Source organism: Salinicoccus sp. Marseille-QA3875 (assembly GCF_054950095.1).
The window spans coordinates 1457123-1477701 of sequence record NZ_CM143103.1 but is presented as its reverse complement, the minus strand read 5'-3'; the positions used below and the strand labels follow the sequence as shown (position 1 = coordinate 1477701).

Genomic DNA, 20579 nt, shown 5'->3' with positions numbered 1-20579 from the left:
AACTTCTACTTTCCGAGAGTATCTCTCATCTGTCAAGACACTTCCATTGCAACTTAAGATTAAAAGCTATCTCTTAAACATTTTAAACAGTCCACTGAAAAAACCCTCTTTTTCATCATTCTGACTGCTTGAATGACTGTCTTCCTGTTGAATAGCATCATTCTGTTTCGTTTTCGATTCATTTTCTTCTTCGTTGTATTCACTCATATCAATATTATTTCCTTCTGAATTTTCACTGACCGATGGTGCCTCTTCAATTGACTCTGTTGATTTGGCTTCTTCAATATTTGAAGATAATTCTGCATCATCACCAATAACGTTATCAATTTCTTCATTTCCGTTGTTGTCATCATCATTTTTAACGTTATCATCATCAGGTGCGATATCTTTGTCAAGGTGATCATCCTCAAGGTTTTCACCACTTTTTGAAACTTTATCATCAACGTTGTATTCTTCAGTGACTGAAGTTTCCAGATACCGTTGTGAGTTATATTGATCATACTGCTCCAAGCGATTGACCAGATTACGTATATTATCTTTCAAATCCTTATTTTCGTCCTGTATGGCGTCTAATCTTTCTATCACATGCGCAAACATTTCTTTAATGTCATCCTCATTTGACCCTGTTGAAACAGCATGACCTGAAGTTGAGATTATCTCTCCTATTTCATTAACTATCTCATCTGCGGCAGACTCCAATGTATAGCCTGGTTTCTTTGCTTTTTTAATTAACTCCCTCAGTATAAGTACATCATTAGCTGAGAATAACCTTCTATTATGTTCATCCTTAGCCACTTCATACTTTCTATCTTCAAGTAACCTTACATACTTCCTGACGTTTTGATCAGATAAATCGACCAATTCTGTTACTTGTGCTGTTGTGTAGTAAACTGCCTGATTAAGTTCTTTCATCATTAATACCTCCGGCTTGATCATTAATATGTATTATAACGGCATTACAATTAAATAACCAGTGTAAAAAGCTTTTAAAATATAGCGGTAGCGTTATAATAACGACAGTGCGACCGTCGTTATTATATTATTTCAAGCTCTATACTGTAGGTTTACTATCGTTATTTAATCAAAAATATGGATATCGTTGCAATAATGACTAAAACATTTATCTATTTATATCCATACCGTTAATTATACTATAATTCTTCGGATAATTAAATTGATTATCATTTATCCATATTGACTTTGATAAGAATCATTTGTATATTAATCCTATTATCGAATCCTATCACACTTGGAGGTATTAAATGGACACACAACTTTCCCAATTATCATTAGTGAACGACCACACAGGAGCCACATCAAATCCTATCTATTTAGCTACTGCCTACCAACATCCCAAATTAGGCGAATCGACAGGATTTGATTATACGAGAACCAAAAATCCGACGAGATCTCAATTTGAACAAGCATTCGCAGAGCTGGAAGGCGGCACGTCCTCTCTCGGTACTTCAAGTGGTATGGCAGCTATACAGCTTGTATGCAATCTATTCAAACCCCAGGATGAAATTCTGGTAAGCTTCGATCTTTATGGCGGTACATTCAGATTATTCGATTTCTATACAAGGCAGTACAACATCAATTTTAAATATGTTGATTTTACTGATGTCGAAGCTGTAAAAAAACAGATGACGAGCAGCACAAAAGCCTTTTTCATAGAACCAATCACAAATCCTTCAATGACAAAAGCCCCTTTGGACTCATTAATAAATATCGCTAAGTATAACGATATTACTACCATTATAGATAATACTTTCCTGACACCATATTTATCTCAACCACTTAAACAGGGAGCTGATATAGTCATTCATTCTGCTACTAAGTATATCGGTGGACATAATGATGTATTGGGTGGCGTTGTAACGGTAAATGATGAAGAACTGGGTAATAAGCTTGCCGAATATCATAATATGATAGGTGCAACACTGTCTCCCATTGACAGCTACTTATTAATAAGAGGTTTAAAGACATTACATCTCAGAATAGACAGAGCACAGGAAAATGCCAGTAAACTCGCAGAGTACTTTACTGATCACACCGCAATCAACGATGTCTTATATTCGGGACAGACCGGTATGTTAAGTCTAAGATTGAAAGAAGGGTACAGTGTGGCTCAACTGCTTGAAAGTGTTAAACTGTGCACATTTGCGGAAAGTTTGGGCGGTACAGAGACTTTCATTACTTTTCCTTATACCCAGACCCATGCGGACATGCCTGAAGAAGAACTGGAAGCAAGAGGTATCGATAAGCAGCTGATACGACTGTCAGTAGGGACAGAATCATATGAAGATATTAAAAATGATTTGGATCAGGCCTTAATCAACAGTTATACAAAATGAACCAATAAAAAAGACGCGATTCGAATCGCGTCTTTTTTATTAACTTAACAGTACACTGTCCTCACCAGTCGATAACCTTAGTGATTTAGATGTACTTTCATGAATTTCCTCAAATATTTCCGGATTCTCTGATAGTTTGATACCGTATGAAGGCACCATTTCTTTTATATTATCCTCCCACTGAGTATATTCCTCAGGGAAACATCGCTGTAATATGTCAAGCATTACTTCTACCGCTACGGAAGCGCCTGGTGATGCACCTAAAAGTGCTGCTATACTGCCATCTGATGACGTTATAACTTCAGTACCGAACTGTAACGTTCCTTTACCTTTATCATCAGTATCTTTGATGACCTGCACACGCTGTCCTGCTACAACCAATTCCCAATCTTCACTTTTGGCATTCGGTATAAACTCTCTTAAATCATTCATACGCTCTTCGTTCGAGAGAAGTACCTGCTGAATCAGATACTTGGTAAGACCAAGTTCTTTTGCACCTGCTGAGAGCATTGTAAGCACGTTATAAGGCTTTACTGAATTTATAAGATCCATATAAGAACCGGTTTTTAAAAACTTTGGAGAAAAGCCTGCAAACGGACCGAATAATAAACTCCTTTTACCATCGATATAGCGTGTATCAAGGTGGGGCACAGACATAGGGGGCGCTCCCACTTTAGCTTTTCCGTATACTTTGGCATTATGCTTGTTTATGATCTCTTCATCTGTGCATGCAAGGAACATTCCGCTGACCGGGAAACCACCGACATTTTTAGATTCTTCAATCCCTGTTTTCTGTAACAATGGAAGACTGTTACCTCCGGCACCTATAAATACAAAATCACTCATATGGTACTCTGTTTTACCTGTATTATGATTCTTTACAGTAACTTGCCATTTTTTGTTGTCCAACTGCTTGAAATCTTCGACGCTGTGGTTGTAATTCATGTCTACATTCTGTTCTTCAAGAAGAGAAAACAGTTTTCGTGATAAAGCTCCGAAATTGACATCTGTGCCTGTATCAATTTTAGTGGCTGCGATGTCTTCGCCGGGTTCACGCCCTTCCATCATCAACGGTATCCATTCTTTCAATGTCTCATAATCATCTGCGAATTCCATACCTTTAAATAATGGATTTTCCGTGAGGGAGTTGATACGTTTATTTAAGAACTCCACATTCTTTTGGCCTTCTACAAAACTTAAGTGGGGGACTTGTCTAATAAACTTCTCAGGTGTTTCGAGCATCCCCTGCTCAACGAGATAAGCCCAGAACTGTTTACTCATCTGAAACTGTTCATTGATCTTTACTGCCTTGCTGATGTCCAGCGAGCCGTCAGCCTGTTCAGGTGTATAATTCAATTCACATAACGCCGAGTGCCCTGTTCCGGCATTATTCCATGCGTCAGAACTCTCCTGTCCGGAACTCTCCAATTTCTCAAAAACTTTGATATTCCACTCAGGATTGAGTTGTGTCATAATAGTTCCCAAAGTGGCGCTCATGACGCCGCTGCCTATTAAAATAATGTCTTTTTTATCTTTTAAATGACTCATAGTCTCTTAAAGCGCTCCTTTTACACATTTAGAACCTTCTTAAATTGAAAACAAGAAGGTTTAGTTTTTTAGATGTTTTATTACTATCCATTATACTCCTTTTAATATAATGATTAAAGGTTTTTAATTAATTGTGTTATACAATAATTCAATTATGTCATACTAATAAAAAAGAGTCCTGTTAAGGACCCTTTAATCAGTCTGCAATTTTGAGCTTACAAACTCTACGAATTCTTCACTGCTTCCTTTATTTATATTGACCATCGCTATCTTACCCATACCTTCAGGAAACTCAAGAATAAGTACTTCTTTTTCCACATAGGCTTTTACAATATCCTGATAGCTGAAAACACGTTTATATGATTCACCGTTCATGTCTACATTCATGATCATTCTTTCAGTGGTGGTGATATAAGCGCCTTCAAATTCTGTCTGATTTCCCACTTTATAAAGCAAAGTGCCCTGAACAGCCGGGCCTATCTTTTCTGTCGGGTAAAGTTCATACTCATCTATTACTGTTAAATCCAATGTCATTAACTCCTTATTCATATATTTTCCAATTTTTTTCGGTCGCTATTTTCAACAGTTTTTCATCAGGTTGCACAGCTACGGGATTCCCTACTAATTCCAGCATCTGAATATCCGAATAGCTGTCACTGAAAGCCAGACTGTTTTCCCAGTCGACTGATACACCCGTGTTGTTAAAATGTTCTTTCAACAGTTTAACTTTCATCCCGGAATGCAGTCTATTGAACTTTTTTTTGTGATCCAGTTTTCCCTCATCATAGTGAATGACAGAACCAAAGATATAATCCACAGTGTCTGTCTTAAATATTGCTTCAAGCAACGGCATGAAAGCACCGGAAACTAATACTATATAATAATTGTCTTCTTTCAGTTTACGCAGCTGCTCAACCAGAGTAGGGCGCATATCATCAGCCATTTTGTCAGCTATCTCACGAAAGAAGCTTTCAATGTCCTCTTTGTTCCTTCCTTTGAAAGAATGAATATACTTTTCAAGTGCTTTATTCTGCATGTTCAACTTAGATACCAGTTTCAACTTATAACCGATATAGATTGGTCCGAAACTCCTGATGAATTTATTGTAGACTTTTTTATAATCAGGATGTTTTTTTATTTTTTCTATTAATATCTCAAATGTTTCATGAGGATACAAAGTGCCGTCAAAATCGAATAACGCAACCTTCATCTAGCCACATCCTTACAGTGTTAATCATTTCAATTTCTATATTATCATAATTATAGTAGAGTATATATAACTTATGTTTTACAAGGAGGATATTAGTAAATGGAGTTTACAGTATATCTAGCCGGCCAGATTCATGATGATTGGCGTGGAGAGGTTGAGAAAAAAGCAGAAGAAAGTGGTCTGAAGCTGAATTTTGTAGGTCCACAGACAGATCATGACTTATCAGATGATATCGGTGAGAATGTTTTAGGAAAACAGCCAAATGATTACTTCAGAGATGATGCTGCTTCCAGCATCAATAATTTCAGAACTTCAGTACTTATGAACAAAGCTGATTTTGTGATTGCATTGTACGGCGAGAAGTATAAACAATGGAATACAACGATGGATGCGACTACAGCAGTCAACCTTGGCAAACCTTTAATCATTATCAGACCAGAGAGTGCAATTCACGCACTTAAAGAATTATCCAACAAAGCTAATGTGACTGTTGAGACTGTTGATCAGGCAGTGGAAATTATCAAATACATTTATAAATAAAAAGATAACCAGGAATGTTTCCCGTGAAACATTCCTGGTCATCTTTTCTTCCAAGTACATTACAAACGCATTATTTCAAATGTTTTTTCACTTCAGAACCATTGATATCATGCATTTATATTCCATAATGCATGCCGTTATAAGTTTTTTCTATATCACTGTTAATATTTTCAGGTTTATCCTTAGGTGCATATCTCTCTACCACTTCACCATTCTTATCCACTAAAAACTTGGTAAAGTTCCACTTAATTTTATCATTGAACAAACCTTTTTTGGATGACTTCAAAAATTCATATAAAGGGTGCTGATCCTCTCCATTTACATCAATTTTCTCATGCATAGGAAAAGTCACTCCATAATTGAGCTTACAGTTCTCTTCTGCCTCTTCAGATGTTCCCGGTTCCTGACCTCCAAACTGATTGCATGGAAACCCTAAAACGATCAGACCTTCATCCTTGTGATTTTGATAAAGATTTTCCAAACCATCAAATTGAGTCGCAAAACCACATTTGCTCGCTGTATTGACAATCAGCATTGGACGTCCTTCATACTCCCTCAACGGATACTTAGTCCCGTCTGTTTGTGCAACTTCAATATCATAAATTGACATTCATACCACTCCTCAAAAATAGTATAACAACTCTTCATTCAATCTGATAATAATCAGTTTGAAAAATGGTCTATCAACAAAAAGGAAAGCCTATGCCAAAATTTGGCATAAGCTTCCCTTCTATTTTTCACATTACATTAAAGACTAATACTTTTTCGTTGATTTAGCACTTGCAAATGTTTGGTCCTCAGGCAATACTTCGCTGTTTTTAATAGGGAAGTTCCTGAATACATAGCTTCCTGCCCAACCGACAATGAAACAGATGACAGCACAAATTGCTGCATATAATAATACTTGTCCCGCCGGGTTGAATCCAAACATTACAAGTAGTCCGGGTGTAGGCGCTGCCGTACCTGGTGCATCATTGATCATACCTGAATATGCAATGACAATACCACTTAATGCTCCCCCGACAAAGTTTGTTGTATAGATTGGAATCGGGTTTGCAGTCACCAGATCCGCTTTGGATAATGGTTCAATTGCAATGGATATTACAGATTTGATCTTCCCGATTTTAAGCTTATGCAGCAGCGTACTGTTCATAAACGCCGAACCGAATGCTGATAGCGCTGCAACTGCCATAGGTGCGCCGGTTAATCCAAGCATCGCCGTCAAGGCCATGGAACTCAGTGGTGCAGTACCGACTACTGTGACGATACCGCCAAGCATCAGCCCCATCACCAACGGGCTTGCATCCATAGCAACTTCGATGATCGCACCGATTCTGAGCAACGATCCATCAACTAATGGAGTAATTAATAGACCAAACCATCTTGCTATCGGCACAGCGATTAAAATAACTAATATAAAGTCCAATCCAAGGCCGACTTTATTTTGGAAAAATTTAATCAAAAATGCCACAATATAAGCTGCAAACATTGCAGGAATTAAGCCGATTTCTCCAAAGGCAACTGCAAGAATCGCCGAGTTTTGTGGGTTTACACCCATTTTCAAACCGACTAGCATTGCTACGATGACGCCGGCAAGTGTACCTGCGACTGTTCCGGTTTCCTTAAAGAAATCCAGAGCAAAAATATCACCAATTACATAACCCTGCAGTGCCTCTACTAAAAATGTTGCGATGGCTGCTGCTGCGAGAGCGCTCATTACTTCACTTCCGTATGGCGCATAGTATGTAAATAAACTGAAAAATACGAGGATTAATAATAAAAGTCCTATACCTATTAACTGATCGATTTTAAGTCCCTCCAATATTTTTATTCCTATAAAAAGGCTTTCAATATTCCCATTATAATGATTTGTTCTAAAAATCACAAACCAGAATATGGTATTTCTCCTCATAATTTGATGGAACATTGTACTATTAAGTGAGTTTTAACACTTCTGACATAATATTATTTTAAACATGTAAAATCTATCTTTCTTTATTTTGTCTGATTGAGTCAATGATGAGATTTGTCATACTGTCTATACCTTCTGGTAAAAGATGTACTCCATAAGCTGAAAAACACTTGTTCCTATCTTCCTCTTGTGCCTCCCGTTCAGAATCGCTATGACCGCTGGAGCCCTTAAGCTATCCAGACCAGGCATGTATCCAAAGCTTTGTAATTTCAATTGATGAGAGTTGCCACTCATAATTTTGACCTTATTTTCAGGTTGATAATAAGTAATTTCGATTATATCATGCTATTATAAATTATCACTTTAAATCTTGGGTATATATAATTAATATCAATAAATTAGGAGGATGTTATATGTTACGTCATTTAGTCAACTTTTATGTAGGTAAAAATATGTTTGAAGGGGGACTTCAAAAAGTTCAAAACGACGGGCAACTCGGTGAAGGTTTTGAAGAAAAATTCGATGTGGACAGCAGACAGATGAAACTCGCAGGCTATTTTGAAGCAATCGGCGGCGCACTTCTTTTCTTTACTCTGTTCAGTAAGACACTCGTAAGAATCGGTATCATAATGATGAACCTTGTATTGGGCACGGCGATATTCAAGCATTATAAATCGGGTGACGGTTTTGAAGAAACAAAGGGTGCTATTAAATTCTTCGGATTGAATACATTGAGCTTTTTTGAAACCTTCCGTAAATAATCGTTTAAACCATTGTGAACAGTCACAATGGTTTTTATTTTTCAGTTAACACATTTGAAACCTTTAAGGTGCCATCAAAAGTTTATCTGTGCTATTAATGGGATAAGATACATATAACATAACTATGAGGAGATTTGGTAATGAAAAATCACATTAAACAGTACATCAATGGAGAATGGATCGACAGCATGAGCGGTGAAGTTATTGATGTTATCAATCCGGCAACAGAAGAAGTTTATGGAAAGATTGCAAAAGGGAACGCAGAAGATGTGGACAAAGCAGTAGAAGCGGCAGATGCCGTTTATCTTAAATTTAGAAATATGCCGGTTGAAGACAGAAAAAGTATGCTGGACAGAATTGTGACAGAGTATGAAAAAAGAAAAGATGATATCATTGAGGCGATTACTTCCGAACTCGGTTCTCCTAAGAGCAAGTCGGATAAAGTCCATTACGAAATGGGCTTGAGCCATTTCAAAGCTGCGAGGGACGCTTTGGATAACTTCCAGTTTGAAGAGAGGCGGGGAGATGCTCTTGTATTAAAAGAAGCGATTGGAGTTTCAGGCCTGATTACGCCATGGAATTTCCCAACAAACCAGACTTCATTAAAATTATCCGCTGCTATGGCAGCCGGCTCCCCAGTTGTATTGAAGCCATCCGAAGAAACACCGTTTGCCGCAGTAATTCTCGCTGAAATTTTTGATTCAGCAGATGTGCCAAAAGGCGTGTTCAACCTCGTGAATGGTGACGGGGAAGGGGTAGGAACACCTTTGTCCAGTCACCCTAAAGTCCGTATGATGTCCTTTACGGGGTCCGGATCGACCGGATCAAAAATAATGGAGAAAGCGAGCCGTGACTTCAAACGCGTTGCGCTGGAGTTAGGCGGCAAATCTCCATATATCATTTTGGACGATGTGGATATAGACGAAGCAGCCAAATCGGCAGTTCAGAAAGTAGTGAACAATACAGGACAGGTCTGTACTGCAGGAACAAGAACGCTTGTACCTGAGTCCATCAAAGATGAGTTTATAGAGAAAGCAAAACATTATATGGATGAAGTGGTTGTCGGCGACCCCAAAGATGAAAGTACAACAATGGGACCGATCATCAGTAAAAAGCAATTTGATCAGGTACAGAATTATATAGAAATTGGTGCAAAAGAAGGTGCAAATTTATATCATGGCGGCACAGGAAAACCTGACGGCCTGGATAAAGGTTATTTTGCAAAGCCGACCATATTCACTGAAGTCGATAATAAAATGCAGATTGCACAGGAAGAAATCTTCGGTCCTGTCATGTCTGTACTCACTTATAAAAATCTGGACGAGGCGATTGAGATTGCCAATGACACCAAGTACGGTCTTGCTGGTTACGTCATGGGCAACGACAAGGAGTCCTTGAAAAAAATTGCACGTTCTATTGAAGCCGGTACAGTAGGCATAAACGATGTACCAGGGCAGTCTGACTTGCCATTTGGCGGTTATAAACAGTCCGGTCTCGGCCGTGAATGGGGTGACTTCGGCATTGAGGAGTTTTTAGAAGTTAAGACCATTAAAGGTTATTTCGCATAAACCTCACATCGTCCTGAATTTTATTTGATGACTTTTCTGTTGAATTAAAGTACAGTGTTATGAACGAGGTGATAGTATGGTTAAAGAATATTTGGAAGATAAAAAATTGATGAAATCCATTATTACGAAATATGCTTGTGATCTGGGTAAAATCTGGGAAAACAGTCATATGGAGAATTTCAAACTCACAATTATTAACAAAAATAAAAAACGTTCAATTGATTTTAATAAGCTTAAAAGCGATTTTAAAAGCAAATATAACTTACAGTTCATGCACGATTTAAAAGGGATTTATCTACTTTTCAAAGACGGAGATCTCTTTATCGTCGGTAACAGCAGAGATAATATCTTCAAACAGCTGAAAACCGACTTCAAAAAAGATGAGGGCTTCAAACAACTGTTGGAATCCTCTAATGTCAAATTAACTGTAATCCGTATGCATGATATGGATAACATCCATAATGCGCGTCTTGAAGCTGTCGTGACAGATATCTATACTAAGCTGTTTAAAGCCCAGCTCGCTCAAGAATATGAACTAAAGATATAAAAAAGATGCAATGCTCTAAACGAGCATTGCATCTTTTTTACTATTCATCCTGTTCAAAAGCCGGCTCCAGGTGGCCCTCTTCTTCAAGCCCGGATAAAAATTCATAGACTTCATCTGAAGTAAAAGCTTCTTGAAGAGCCTGTACCGCTTCAGAGTCCTGATTATCTTCTCTCGCCACCAGCGTTATTGCGAACGTATTATCTTCATCTTCTTCCAGAAATACTGCATCATCAGGCGTTAACCCGATGCTGTCAATGTACGTAGGGTAGTTGAACACCAATTCGACACCATCTTCATATGAAGATGTTAAATTTAACAGATCCACATGAGTAAATGTGAAATCGTGCGGGTTCTCTTCAATATCATCAACAGTAGCCTCATAAGTCACATCATCAGATATAGTAATCAGATCATGCTGCTCCAGAATCATCAATGCTCTTGCTTCGTTTGTCGCGTCACTTGGAATTGCCACTTCAGCACCATCTTCAATATCTTCGATTGAATCATATACCGGGGAATAGAATCCTACTATTGCATTATAAATCGGTTGTATCGCCACTAGATTGCCATCTCTTTCATCATTGAACATTTCCATAAATGGTTCATGCTGTGCAAAGTTTGCATCCACTTCTTCATTTAATAACGCTTCGTTATACTGAATGTTATCAGCCACTTCCACCATTTCGACCGTATAAGGCTCTTCGATAGCTTCAGCCGCCAATTCAACTACATCTGTCATGGGAATTGTCTGTGAAGCCACTTTCAATTCAGTATTCTCTTCTGTTTCTGCATTATCAGATGTCTCTCCACCGCTTTCTTCACCTTCGTTACCGCACGCTGCCATTATAAACACTATAACGCTAAGCACTACTAACATCAAATTACGTTTGAACATTACTTTCTCTCCTTATAATTTATATATTTGATCATCTTTTATCCAGTTTTTTAGCAATCCTCAGCCCAAGCCACTGCATTATCTGCACAATGATGATAATAACAATGATTGCTGTATACATGATATCTGTTTCGTATCTTTGATAACCGTAACGTATGGCAAAGTCACCGATGCCTCCGCCTCCCACAACGCCCATAATCGTCGAATAGGATATGAAACTCACAAATGCCGTTGTGAAACCGATGATTAATGAGCTCCTGGATTCTACAAAAAGAAACTTCCATACAAGCTGTGAAATGGATGCCCCCATCGATTGGGCAGTTTCTGTAACGCCACGCGGTACATCCAGCAACGACTGCTGTACAAACCGTGCATAAAGTGCAATGGCTATAAGCATCATAGGAAATGATGCTGCTACAGGGTCTCCGGTAGCCCTTCCATAAACCGCTCTTATAAATGGCTGCATCGCCACAACAAGCAGCAGGAACGGAAATGATCTGACAATGTTTACGAATATATTTGTCAGCTGATATATATAAATATTCTCCATCGGTTTTCCTTTAGCCGTTAAATATAAAAGTGTGCCCAGCGGCAGACCAAGCAGAATCGCAGCCACCATGGCAAAACCCATCATAATGCCCGTTTCCCACAAACTCTCAAATAATGCAGGCCAAAACTCTATTACACGTGAGATATACTCTCTGACTGCATCAGACATTTTTAAGCACCTTCAAAACACGTTCATGATATGATTTATAACCTTTTTTAAGAGTTTCGGGAGCAATATCTATGACATCGATCAACTGACCTTTTTCCAGCACAGCACATCTTTGACACATACTTTTAATCACATTCAACTCATGTGTGACGACAAGTATTGTCATATCAAATGCTTCATGTGCACGTTTTAACACATCCACAATTTCTTCTGTGGTGCTTTCATCAAGTGCAGAAGTCGGTTCATCACAGAGTAAGATTTTCGGACGTGTAATCAGTGCACGTGCAATACCCACCCGTTGTTTTTCACCGCCCGATAACTGGCTGGGATAATTATCAGCCTTATCAGACAGGCCGACAAATTGCAGGACTTCTTCTATGGTCAAAGGATTCTCGTATTTATGTAACTCCAGAGGAAGATGGGTATTTTCTCTGACAGACTTATTGTTCAAAAGGTTAAATTGCTGGAATATCATGCCTATCCCTTTTTGATGCTGTCTCAACTTCTTCCCGGACAGGCTGAAGACATCGGTATCATCGACCGTTACATGACCTTCAGTGGGCGTTTCAAGCGCATTTATAAAACGGAGTAATGTAGATTTACCTGCTCCGCTTTCTCCTATAAGACCAAATATTTCATTTTCATCAATATTCAAAGAGACATTATCCACAGCATTGAATGGACCATCTTTCCCCTGATATGTTTTTGTTACGTTACGGATATCTATCACTTTAAACGCTCCCCCGTACCTCTCTGTCATCACTCATTGAATATACCAAAAGACGTTCTGTAAATAAAGAAATTCTCTTTTTTTCTTCATTAAAAAAAAGACTGATCACCGAATCAGCCTTTTGTATATTAATCATCGTCCCAGTCGTCATCATCCCAATCATCGTCGTCATCCCAGTCATCGTCATATTCAATGTAGTAGTGCTGGCTTTGGGCATTATATGAAGCCACCTGCCGCATGAATGACTCCAAGTCGCCAATCTCATCAAATTCAATATCCAGGAAGATCACCTTATTAATGGTGCCGTTAAGCGCATTGATTGAAACAATTGCTCCTTCGTCATCCCCATCAATTAAATTTGCTATTAAATATTCACTCGGGCTGACTTCTTCATTCAAAGTCGAATGCAGGAATAATCCGCCTACTTCATTCATCGCTATCTCACGCGCTTCTTCTACAGATATGATATCTTCTGAACCGTTCGATTCTGTATCATTAGAAGTTTGCTCTTCTTCAGCAGCACTGCCTTCTTCAGAACTCCCTTCCGCCGAATCTGCTTCTTCAGTATTATCACCTTCAGATTCCACTTCCGTTTCCTCGACATAATCAGGATTTTCAGAAGATTTTATATCCTTAACAGTACCCTCTGATCTGTTTATTGTTATTTCATATAAATATTGCTCATCATCGACAGTGACTTGAAAATAGTCATCATTATCAGAGAGGGAAATATTGCTTATATCGCCCTGGTAACGGTCTGTGACTATGGCTCTGACCTCATCTTCATTGATGTAATCAGCTTCCATGAAATTCATATATACAACGCCGATTATAACGCCCAGAATTACCGCCCCTGCAGCGATTAATATTTTACTGGTTTTCATCTTCTCTCTCCTTTCCATGCTCAAATTTCAGCGTAAATGTTGTCCCTTCATTAAATGTGCTCTCAACACTGAGTAAAACATTATTTAACTTTGCAAGTTCTTCGGCAATGGACAATCCAAGACCAGAACCGCCGGATTTTCTCGCACGTGCTTTATCTACACGATAAAAGCGGTTGAAAATTTTATCGATATCTTCTTCCGGTATACCGATGCCCTTATCTATAATATCCACCTTTATATCGCCGTTATTCTTTGTAATATCTATGCTGATATCATCAGAACTGTACTTATATGCATTATCAAGAAAGATTTTCAGCAGCTGGTCCAGACTGTCTGCATCAGCTGTCACAAACATGAAATCCGATTCGTAATGGACATCAATATTTCTGTTGTATACCGGCTCCAGTCTGATTTTAATATCTGATATCATCCGCACTATATTAAGTTTTTCAGGATGGTAGTTTTCGCTTGCCTGAGCTGCCTTACTGAAACTTAGCAGTTGTTCTGTTAAGTACTTCATGCGTTTTGCTTCGTCAGATATAGCATAAATACTCTCATCTAGAATATCTTCACGAGTTTTGCCAAAACGCTTCAACATCTGACTGTATGAATCAATGACTGTAATTGGTGTTTTCAGTTCGTGGGAAGCATTCATTATGAACGCCTGCTGCTGCTCGTCATTCTCTTTAAGATCCAGCATCATTTCATTGAATGATTGGGACAGGTCTTTCAGTTCCTTAGTGTCATTGTTATTCACTTCAAGCATTGTATACCCGCTGGTGTTTTCTGTCTCTTTCATCTTATCGATCAATTTGTTTACAGGTTTAATAATGATATTGGTTATAATACGGTTTAAAAAGTAGATTACTACAAGAATTATCAGCGTAGAAATGATTAATATCCATTGAAGTATGTTGAAAGTATCATATAAAAACTCTATATTTTCATATATCTGTAAATTATAAACTTCTCCGTTCTCCCAGATGATCGGAAGTGAGACCATAACGAAATGGATATCATTATATGTAACGACATCCCTGTACTGACCTGTATTATATTCCTCAAAATCTTCCGGGTAGCTTGCACTTGTTGTAATTCTGAGCTCCTGTTCTCCTGTCTCATTAAGAAGCGTGATAAAACCGTCGGATAACAGATGTGACTGCAGCACTGCCCGGGTATTCGCATCACTTCCGATGGCATTTTGAAGTTCCTGCATTATATTTATGCCGCGCCCTTCCAGCTGGCTCATTTCTGCATCCAGTGAGAAGTTCTTATAACTGAAGTAGACAAAAGTGTTGATCAGAATAACGACAATGGCAGACATTACAGTGATATAGAGCTGAATTTTAGTCCCTAATTTCATAAACAACTAATCCTTTATCATATAACCAATGCCTCTGACACTAGAAATAATCGATGGAGATTCCTGATCTATTTTTTTACGTAAATACCTTACATAGACATCGACGGTGTTGGTATCCCCGAAATAATCGTAACCCCAGACGGATTCAATGATTTGTTCTCTTGATAGCACCTGGTTTTTATTTGACAGTAAATAATAAAATAGATCATATTCTTTTTGGGTCAAGTACACATCTTCACCATCAATAAAGACTTCTCTTGAAGAGGGCTGCAGTTTTATATTTTTAAATATCATTTCTTCCTGCTTGGAATTTTGACCAATCTCATTTTGTTTAAGCTGTGCACGTATTCTGGCTAAAAGCTCTTCTATTTCAAACGGCTTGGTCATATAATCATTGGCGCCCGAGTCCAGGCCGCTGACTTTATCCATTACCGCATCCCGTGCTGTGAGCATAATGATTCGAACGGCTTCATCTTTTTGTCTTATCCTTCTTAAAACTTCCAAGCCATTCAGCTCCGGTATCATTACATCCAGCAATATTAAATCAAAGTCCTCTTCTTCATATTTATCCAATGCTTCCTTACCAGTATACGCATTGCTGACCTCATAGGATTCAAATTCCAATTCAAGCTGAATCACACGGGCTATTTTTTCATCATCTTCAACAACTAAAATCTTATGCATAAATTTTCCTCCTAAGAGATAGCTTTAGACAGTATTAAGTAATTATCTTTATTATATATGCGGACCTTTTGAATATTATTAGAGGTTTCTTAAAATCTCATTAAAATCCTGATCAGTTTAATTATACAATAAAAAAAGTTCATATGAACTCGTAAGAACTCACATGAACCGTCTATTTAGACTAAATCCAGATGCTTTTTATAACATTTACGGCAAACGGGCACATACTCCTCATCACCAATTTGGATTGTTTCTCCTACATTAACTGGTTTGCCGTCTAACATCCTCATATTTAACGTTGCTTTTTTGTTGCAGTATTGACAGACTGTTTTTAATTCATCGATTGCATCCGCCAATTCCAAAAGGGCTTTACTGCCTTCAAAGAGCTGATTACGGAAATCCGTCTTTAAACCGAATGCAATCACCGGTATATCCAACTTATCAGCTATATCGCTTAAATGATGGACTTCGGATTTCTTTAAAAACTGAGCTTCGTCCACAAGCACGGCATAAATTTTTTCTTTTTTATGCTGTGTTTCCACTTGTTCAAATATTTTATCCGTTACATACTCGGCATCAAGGTGAAGCCCGATACGCGATTCAATCTTTTTAAATCCACTTCTTGTATCAATAGGAGTGGAGTAAGCCAGACATTTTTTCCCCTGGGTCGTATACTGATAATGCGTTGTTATGATCTGATTGCTTTTATTGCTCTGCATCGTACCAAAACGATAATATAACTTTGCCATAGTTTAATCCTTTCATCGGTAATCCAAAGGTTGTTGTTTCCGGGGTTATATCATCGCCAGAATTTATCATAACCCTTTTTATCTTTAATATTAAAATCAATAAGTTTTTTCAGCAGGTCATAATCAACTTTTTCAGAGTATTTAATTCTGAACAAACCCCGTGTTTGTGAGTAACCGGCTTTTTCAATATCATCTTTATAAATATCCATAGTTTTCTCTTCAGGTGAAATCGACATATGCTTTTTTGCACTGTCAATTCCTAAAATAAATGTATTGCCCAGTGTATACATCGGCGTATTCCACTTGATGACCTCGTCCAGTTCCGAGTAATTTTTATCGATCCATTCAATGACTTCTTCAAATTGTCTGCGGTGGGTCATATCATCAATTGTTTCAATATAATCTTGAATTGTTTCCAATTTAAGCCCTCCTTGAAATCAACTTATACTTCAATGACATACATTGAATTACCTATTTCTGTGTTAATATCATCTGTTCTCCATTCACGTTTATACCCTAGACAGGGACAAATATAAGTGATATTTCCTTCTGTGAGTGAATGCCTGAAATGAACATGTCCCATAACACTGTATCTTATGTCATAATCCTCATATATTTCATCAAAATCACTGGTGCCGATAAATGCATTGTAATAATCGAACAGGCGGTGCGGCATAGGCACTCTGTACCGTTTGTTGGTAACGATGTGCGTTACTAATATGATCTTCTTATCTTTCAGGCTTTCCAGGTCATTTCTTACAGTATCTGCAAACCGTCCGGACATCATGTCATCATCGTATCTCCAGGAAATATGGTTTTTATCCTGCCAGGTACCGCCGTAATACGCACGCCTGGACAGCCTGTCATAAGAAAAGCGGTCCGATGCATAGCTGTAATCATACCACCCTGTATGTCCGACTACCGCCCATTCTTCATTGATGATATACGGCCGTTTAATTAAACATTCAGGCTGGTCAGCATAACGCTGCAATATTTTTTCAGTACTTTCTGTCAAGTCTGACTGCCACAGATCATGATTTCCGGGAACAAACTTAATTTCGATTCCACCCTCCCTTGAAGCCGTATGTATAAAATCCATTGTAAGTTCAAAGTTATTGGATATATCGCCTGCGATTAATAGCATTTCTATATTTCTGTTTTTTATCTCATCTACTAGAGCACGTTCAAATAAAGGGATATTTTCCACACTATTATTATAACGATCAATATGTAAATCTGAAATAATGCCTATCCTCATTGTCAAAACTCCATCTTCTTAGACTCACCATTCTTTAATATCATTTTCCAACTATTTATATCATTTGTCCAATGTTTACTTTTGGCACTCTAATCTTACTTTCACTATACATTTTATTTTTAATCAAAATAGGTAATGAGTATAATAATAGTATAAGGGGGAGCTTAATATGAAAAAACTTATTAATGACCGTGAACAATTTGTCAGTGATATGCTGACAGGATTAAAATATACCGACCTGAAGATAGATCTTATTGCTGATAATGTCGTTGTGAGGAAGCATAAAAAAGAGTCCGGCGTCGCTTTGGTATCCGGGGGCGGAAGTGGACACGAGCCGGCTCACGCAGGGTATGTTGCTGAAGGAATGCTGGATGCGGCAGTCTGCGGTGAAGTTTTTACATCACCAACTCCAGATAAGGTACTGGAAGCCATTAAACACGTGGATAATGGTGATGGCGTACTGCTCATTGTTAAAAACTATGCAGGTGATGTGATGAACTTTGATATGGCTAAAGAGATGGCGGAAGCAGAAGGTCATAAAGTTGAAACTGTCGTCGTAAGCGATGATGTTGCAATAGAAGACCCTGAACTGCGCCGCGGTGTTGCCGGTACGGTGCTCGTTCATAAGTATGCCGGATATTTATCAGATAACAAGCACAGCTTGACTCAAATCAAAGATGAAGTTGAAGAAATGATGACCTCATTATTTTCAATCGGCATGGCCGTCCAGCCCTGCATGGTACCGACAACTGGAGAATATGGTTTCGATCTGGATGAAGAAGAGATGGAAATCGGAATAGGCATACATGGTGAGAAAGGGATTTATCGCGAAAAAATTGAAACTGTTGATAAAATCACTGACAGACTTTTAACCGAACTCTTCAAGTACAACGATAATAAAGAACTGATTTTAATGATTAACGGCATGGGTGCCACGCCTCTCAGCGAACTATATATCGTTACTAAAAATGTTCTGGAAGCATTAGAAGAAAAAGGAATTAAAATAACAAAATTATTTGTCGGTGATTATATGACGGCTCTGGATATGCAAGGCTTTTCCCTCACTGTTTTAAATCATGACGATCAAATAGTCAGTGCATTAAATGCTCCAACTGAATCCGCACACTTTTAAGGAGGTAACTATGGATAATATAAAACTTTTGGATGCGCTTCATAAATTACAGGAAGTCTTTGTGGAAAAGGAATCCGAACTTACTGCACTTGACCGTGAAATAGGTGACGGTGACCACGGCGTTAATATGAAACGCGGATTTGATGCAGTGAAAGAACAGGTCACAGAAGGCAGCACCCAGGAAATACTTAAACAGACAGGAATGACTCTGATGAGTTCCATCGGTGGTGCAAGCGGCCCGTTGTATGGTTTCAGCTTTGTTAAAATGAGTGAAGTTGCCAAAGATGAAATTGACGCAGAGAATTTGAAACAATTAATCGATGTCTTCGATCAGACCGTCAGTTCAAAAGGGAAAGTGACAGGCGGAGAGAAGACAATGTACGATGTCATTTCAAATGCTAAAAATGTTCTTCAAGAAAGCGGCGGCCTTAAACTGGAAGATTTGCAAAAACTCGCTGATGAAACTAAAGATATGATTGCCACCAAAGGACGTGCAGCATACTTCGGAGAAAAGTCGAGAGGTGCGATCGATCCCGGGGCACAGAGTGCAGTGTATATTTTGAATGCATTTACTACAGAGGAGGAATAATCGATGACAGAAATATTAATCATCAGCCACAGCAAAGATATTGCTTCAGGCACTAAAGAATTGATTGAACAGATGGCTGATGGTGTTACAGTCCATGCCTCCGGCGGCGTTAATGATGGAATCGGCACCAATATCGGACAGATTGATCATATGCTGTCCGAAGTGAAAGGTGATACAATCTGTTTCTTTGATATAGGTTCCAGTCTGATGAATCTTGAAATGGCTGTCGAAATGTATGAGGGTGAACACAATATCCAAATTGCCAATGCTCCTGTTGTGGAAGGCAGTTTTTTAGCGGCTGTAGAAATAAGTATCGGTACCAATATCGATGAGATTATGGATAAATTAAGTGAGATGGTTAAATAAACGTTGATATCAAAGCATTTATATTTTTTGAACATTTTAAAATAATGCCATGCATCATTATAGTGTAATGCATGGCGTTATTTTACATTTCAGCGATGATTACCTGGACTAATGGATAATTCAAATATCATCTAATATACAAAATTTCGTAACAGAATGTCGCTTCACAGAGCGCCCGGTATTTTAAAATCCTGAATGCATTTTTAATCTATATCTCTGATGACCTTACAAGGTACACCCGCTGCCAAAACGTTATCAGGAATATCTTTTGTAACGACACTACCTGCACCAATAACACACCCATCACCAATTGTAACGCCGGGCATTACACTTACATTTCCTCCTAACCAGACATTATTTCCGATTGAAATGGGGGAAGCTTTTTCTATTCCTTTATTGCGGTCTTGCGCATCAAGGGGGTGACTGGCAGTATAAAAACCGCAGGACGGCCCGACGAACACACGGTCCCCTAAAGTGATTTCCGCACCATCCATAAAGTAATTGTTCATATTTATAGAGATGTTTTTACCCAGCTTGACATTGTAGCCGTAATCCACCATGAATGGACTTGCGATATCTGCATTTTTAGGTATATATCCAAGCAGTTCAACAATGATTTCCTGTCGTCTTTTCTCATCACTCGGTTTTGTCTGATTTAAATCATGACATAAATCCTGAGCTTTTAACCGCTCATTTAGCAAAGTTTCATCGAAATTTGCATCATACCATTCGTTGGAAAGCATTTTATCTTTTTCACTCATAACCAACCCC

At 38.3% G+C, this 20579-nt stretch carries 24 protein-coding genes; 8 read left to right on the top strand and 16 right to left on the bottom strand.

Features of this window, described 5'->3' with window-relative positions; genetic code table 11:
- Nucleotides 1-66: 66 nt before the first annotated feature.
- On the bottom strand, nt 67-912 hold the full coding sequence (locus tag ACY8DT_RS07505) for a hypothetical protein (RefSeq protein WP_462419714.1): 846 nt from the start codon (nt 910-912) through the stop codon (nt 67-69).
- 350 nt (nt 913-1262) lie between these two features.
- On the opposite strand from ACY8DT_RS07505, the gene ACY8DT_RS07500 reads away from it, so the two are divergent.
- On the top strand, nt 1263-2354 hold the full coding sequence (locus ACY8DT_RS07500; RefSeq protein WP_462419713.1) for a PLP-dependent transferase: 1092 nt from the start codon (nt 1263-1265) through the stop codon (nt 2352-2354).
- Nucleotides 2355-2393: 39 nt separating this feature from the next.
- Here ACY8DT_RS07500 and ACY8DT_RS07495 read toward each other — a convergent pair whose 3' ends face one another.
- The 3 genes from ACY8DT_RS07495 to ACY8DT_RS07485 form a co-directional block, all read right to left on the bottom strand.
- Nucleotides 2394-3902 (bottom strand): malate:quinone oxidoreductase, encoded by a 1509-nt coding sequence (locus tag ACY8DT_RS07495; protein WP_462419712.1) that lies wholly within the window; start codon nt 3900-3902, stop codon nt 2394-2396.
- A gap of 192 nt (nt 3903-4094) precedes the next feature.
- Nucleotides 4095-4430, bottom strand: coding sequence for a PH domain-containing protein (locus tag ACY8DT_RS07490; RefSeq protein ID WP_462419711.1), 336 nt, complete (start codon nt 4428-4430; stop codon nt 4095-4097).
- A 13-nt stretch (nt 4431-4443) separates the two neighbouring features.
- The gene (locus ACY8DT_RS07485) at nt 4444-5112 is read right to left on the bottom strand and encodes an HAD family hydrolase (RefSeq protein WP_462419710.1); all 669 of its coding nucleotides are present in this window, start codon (nt 5110-5112) and stop codon (nt 4444-4446) included.
- Between the two features lie 99 nt (nt 5113-5211).
- Here ACY8DT_RS07485 and ACY8DT_RS07480 point away from each other — a divergent pair, with 99 nt between their 5' ends.
- Nucleotides 5212-5652 (top strand): YtoQ family protein, encoded by a 441-nt coding sequence (locus ACY8DT_RS07480; protein WP_462419709.1) that lies wholly within the window; start codon nt 5212-5214, stop codon nt 5650-5652.
- 115 nt (nt 5653-5767) lie between these two features.
- Here ACY8DT_RS07480 and ACY8DT_RS07475 read toward each other — a convergent pair whose 3' ends face one another.
- The gene (locus ACY8DT_RS07475) at nt 5768-6262 is read right to left on the bottom strand and encodes a glutathione peroxidase (protein ID WP_462419708.1); all 495 of its coding nucleotides are present in this window, start codon (nt 6260-6262) and stop codon (nt 5768-5770) included.
- A 144-nt stretch (nt 6263-6406) separates the two neighbouring features.
- Nucleotides 6407-7459: a PTS sugar transporter subunit IIC gene (locus ACY8DT_RS07470; RefSeq protein ID WP_462422241.1), complete on the bottom strand. Its 1053-nt coding sequence runs from the start codon at nt 7457-7459 to the stop codon at nt 6407-6409.
- Between the two features lie 518 nt (nt 7460-7977).
- On the opposite strand from ACY8DT_RS07470, the gene ACY8DT_RS07465 reads away from it, so the two are divergent.
- The 3 genes from ACY8DT_RS07465 to ACY8DT_RS07455 all read left to right on the top strand — a co-directional run bounded on the left by ACY8DT_RS07465 (nt 7978) and on the right by ACY8DT_RS07455 (nt 10440).
- A complete protein-coding gene (locus tag ACY8DT_RS07465; protein WP_462419707.1) occupies nt 7978-8325 on the top strand; it encodes a hypothetical protein in 348 nt (115 codons plus the stop codon).
- Nucleotides 8326-8465: 140 nt separating this feature from the next.
- Nucleotides 8466-9893 (top strand): aldehyde dehydrogenase family protein, encoded by a 1428-nt coding sequence (locus ACY8DT_RS07460; protein ID WP_462419706.1) that lies wholly within the window; start codon nt 8466-8468, stop codon nt 9891-9893.
- A gap of 76 nt (nt 9894-9969) precedes the next feature.
- A complete protein-coding gene (locus ACY8DT_RS07455) occupies nt 9970-10440 on the top strand; it encodes a hypothetical protein (RefSeq protein ID WP_462419705.1) in 471 nt (156 codons plus the stop codon).
- Nucleotides 10441-10480: 40 nt separating this feature from the next.
- Here the strand turns inward: ACY8DT_RS07455 and ACY8DT_RS07450 are convergent, their stop codons facing one another.
- The 9 genes from ACY8DT_RS07450 to ACY8DT_RS07410 all read right to left on the bottom strand — a co-directional run bounded on the left by ACY8DT_RS07450 (nt 10481) and on the right by ACY8DT_RS07410 (nt 17721).
- Nucleotides 10481-11284 carry a MetQ/NlpA family ABC transporter substrate-binding protein gene (locus ACY8DT_RS07450; RefSeq protein ID WP_510177641.1) on the bottom strand — a complete coding sequence of 268 codons (804 nt, stop codon included), beginning with the start codon at nt 11282-11284 and terminating at the stop codon, nt 10481-10483.
- Nucleotides 11285-11366: 82 nt separating this feature from the next.
- Nucleotides 11367-12053 carry a methionine ABC transporter permease gene (locus ACY8DT_RS07445; protein WP_462419703.1) on the bottom strand — a complete coding sequence of 229 codons (687 nt, stop codon included), beginning with the start codon at nt 12051-12053 and terminating at the stop codon, nt 11367-11369.
- On the bottom strand, nt 12046-12783 hold the full coding sequence (locus ACY8DT_RS07440; protein ID WP_462419702.1) for a methionine ABC transporter ATP-binding protein: 738 nt from the start codon (nt 12781-12783) through the stop codon (nt 12046-12048). Before ACY8DT_RS07440 ends, ACY8DT_RS07445 begins: the two co-directional genes overlap by 8 nt.
- Nucleotides 12784-12911: 128 nt before the next feature.
- Entirely contained in the window at nt 12912-13667 is a 756-nt protein-coding gene (locus ACY8DT_RS07435) for a hypothetical protein (RefSeq protein ID WP_462419701.1), read from the bottom strand.
- On the bottom strand, nt 13654-15030 hold the full coding sequence (locus tag ACY8DT_RS07430; RefSeq protein ID WP_462419700.1) for a sensor histidine kinase: 1377 nt from the start codon (nt 15028-15030) through the stop codon (nt 13654-13656). The genes ACY8DT_RS07435 and ACY8DT_RS07430 overlap by 14 nt, the downstream gene beginning before the upstream one ends.
- 6 nt (nt 15031-15036) lie before the next feature.
- A complete protein-coding gene (locus ACY8DT_RS07425) occupies nt 15037-15714 on the bottom strand; it encodes a response regulator transcription factor (protein WP_462419699.1) in 678 nt (225 codons plus the stop codon).
- 176 nt (nt 15715-15890) lie between these two features.
- A complete protein-coding gene (locus ACY8DT_RS07420) occupies nt 15891-16463 on the bottom strand; it encodes a thymidine kinase (protein WP_462419698.1) in 573 nt (190 codons plus the stop codon).
- Between the two features lie 50 nt (nt 16464-16513).
- Nucleotides 16514-16882 carry an iron chaperone gene (locus tag ACY8DT_RS07415; RefSeq protein WP_462419697.1) on the bottom strand — a complete coding sequence of 123 codons (369 nt, stop codon included), beginning with the start codon at nt 16880-16882 and terminating at the stop codon, nt 16514-16516.
- Between the two features lie 23 nt (nt 16883-16905).
- The gene (locus ACY8DT_RS07410) at nt 16906-17721 is read right to left on the bottom strand and encodes a putative phosphoesterase (protein WP_462419696.1); all 816 of its coding nucleotides are present in this window, start codon (nt 17719-17721) and stop codon (nt 16906-16908) included.
- Nucleotides 17722-17890: 169 nt separating this feature from the next.
- Here ACY8DT_RS07410 and dhaK point away from each other — a divergent pair, with 169 nt between their 5' ends.
- The 3 genes from dhaK to dhaM are packed head-to-tail and all read left to right on the top strand — an operon-like array spanning nt 17891 to nt 19808.
- On the top strand, nt 17891-18853 hold the full coding sequence (gene dhaK / locus ACY8DT_RS07405; RefSeq protein WP_462419695.1) for a dihydroxyacetone kinase subunit DhaK: 963 nt from the start codon (nt 17891-17893) through the stop codon (nt 18851-18853).
- 10 nt (nt 18854-18863) lie between these two features.
- On the top strand, nt 18864-19442 hold the full coding sequence (dhaL, locus tag ACY8DT_RS07400) for a dihydroxyacetone kinase subunit DhaL (protein WP_462419694.1): 579 nt from the start codon (nt 18864-18866) through the stop codon (nt 19440-19442).
- A gap of 3 nt (nt 19443-19445) precedes the next feature.
- Entirely contained in the window at nt 19446-19808 is a 363-nt protein-coding gene (gene dhaM, locus ACY8DT_RS07395) for a dihydroxyacetone kinase phosphoryl donor subunit DhaM (RefSeq protein ID WP_462419693.1), read from the top strand.
- Between the two features lie 203 nt (nt 19809-20011).
- Here dhaM and ACY8DT_RS07390 read toward each other — a convergent pair whose 3' ends face one another.
- Nucleotides 20012-20569 (bottom strand): sugar O-acetyltransferase, encoded by a 558-nt coding sequence (locus tag ACY8DT_RS07390; protein ID WP_462419692.1) that lies wholly within the window; start codon nt 20567-20569, stop codon nt 20012-20014.
- Nucleotides 20570-20579 lie beyond the last annotated feature (10 nt).

Excerpts from the sequence above, each read along its gene's own strand:
- ACY8DT_RS07475 (WP_462419708.1), bottom strand. The coding sequence starts at position 6,262 with ATGTCAATTTATGATATTGAAGTTGCACAAACAGACGGGACTAAGTAT.
- ACY8DT_RS07445 (WP_462419703.1), bottom strand. The coding sequence starts at position 12,053 with ATGTCTGATGCAGTCAGAGAGTATATCTCACGTGTAATAGAGTTTTGG.
- ACY8DT_RS07500 (WP_462419713.1), top strand. The coding sequence starts at position 1,263 with ATGGACACACAACTTTCCCAATTATCATTAGTGAACGACCACACAGGA.
- ACY8DT_RS07495 (WP_462419712.1), bottom strand. The coding sequence starts at position 3,902 with ATGAGTCATTTAAAAGATAAAAAAGACATTATTTTAATAGGCAGCGGC.
- ACY8DT_RS07410 (WP_462419696.1), bottom strand. The coding sequence starts at position 17,721 with ATGAGGATAGGCATTATTTCAGATTTACATATTGATCGTTATAATAAT.
- dhaL (WP_462419694.1), top strand. The coding sequence starts at position 18,864 with ATGGATAATATAAAACTTTTGGATGCGCTTCATAAATTACAGGAAGTC.
- ACY8DT_RS07505 (WP_462419714.1), bottom strand. The coding sequence starts at position 912 with ATGAAAGAACTTAATCAGGCAGTTTACTACACAACAGCACAAGTAACA.
- ACY8DT_RS07420 (WP_462419698.1), bottom strand. The coding sequence starts at position 16,463 with ATGGCAAAGTTATATTATCGTTTTGGTACGATGCAGAGCAATAAAAGC.
- ACY8DT_RS07485 (WP_462419710.1), bottom strand. The coding sequence starts at position 5,112 with ATGAAGGTTGCGTTATTCGATTTTGACGGCACTTTGTATCCTCATGAA.
- ACY8DT_RS07480 (WP_462419709.1), top strand. The coding sequence starts at position 5,212 with ATGGAGTTTACAGTATATCTAGCCGGCCAGATTCATGATGATTGGCGT.
- ACY8DT_RS07455 (WP_462419705.1), top strand. The coding sequence starts at position 9,970 with ATGGTTAAAGAATATTTGGAAGATAAAAAATTGATGAAATCCATTATT.
- ACY8DT_RS07450 (WP_510177641.1), bottom strand. The coding sequence starts at position 11,284 with ATGGCAGCGTGCGGTAACGAAGGTGAAGAAAGCGGTGGAGAGACATCT.
- ACY8DT_RS07460 (WP_462419706.1), top strand. The coding sequence starts at position 8,466 with ATGAAAAATCACATTAAACAGTACATCAATGGAGAATGGATCGACAGC.
- ACY8DT_RS07425 (WP_462419699.1), bottom strand. The coding sequence starts at position 15,714 with ATGCATAAGATTTTAGTTGTTGAAGATGATGAAAAAATAGCCCGTGTG.
- dhaK (WP_462419695.1), top strand. The coding sequence starts at position 17,891 with ATGAAAAAACTTATTAATGACCGTGAACAATTTGTCAGTGATATGCTG.
- ACY8DT_RS07390 (WP_462419692.1), bottom strand. The coding sequence starts at position 20,569 with ATGAGTGAAAAAGATAAAATGCTTTCCAACGAATGGTATGATGCAAAT.
- ACY8DT_RS07430 (WP_462419700.1), bottom strand. The coding sequence starts at position 15,030 with ATGAAATTAGGGACTAAAATTCAGCTCTATATCACTGTAATGTCTGCC.
- ACY8DT_RS07465 (WP_462419707.1), top strand. The coding sequence starts at position 7,978 with ATGTTACGTCATTTAGTCAACTTTTATGTAGGTAAAAATATGTTTGAA.
- ACY8DT_RS07435 (WP_462419701.1), bottom strand. The coding sequence starts at position 13,667 with ATGAAAACCAGTAAAATATTAATCGCTGCAGGGGCGGTAATTCTGGGC.
- dhaM (WP_462419693.1), top strand. The coding sequence starts at position 19,446 with ATGACAGAAATATTAATCATCAGCCACAGCAAAGATATTGCTTCAGGC.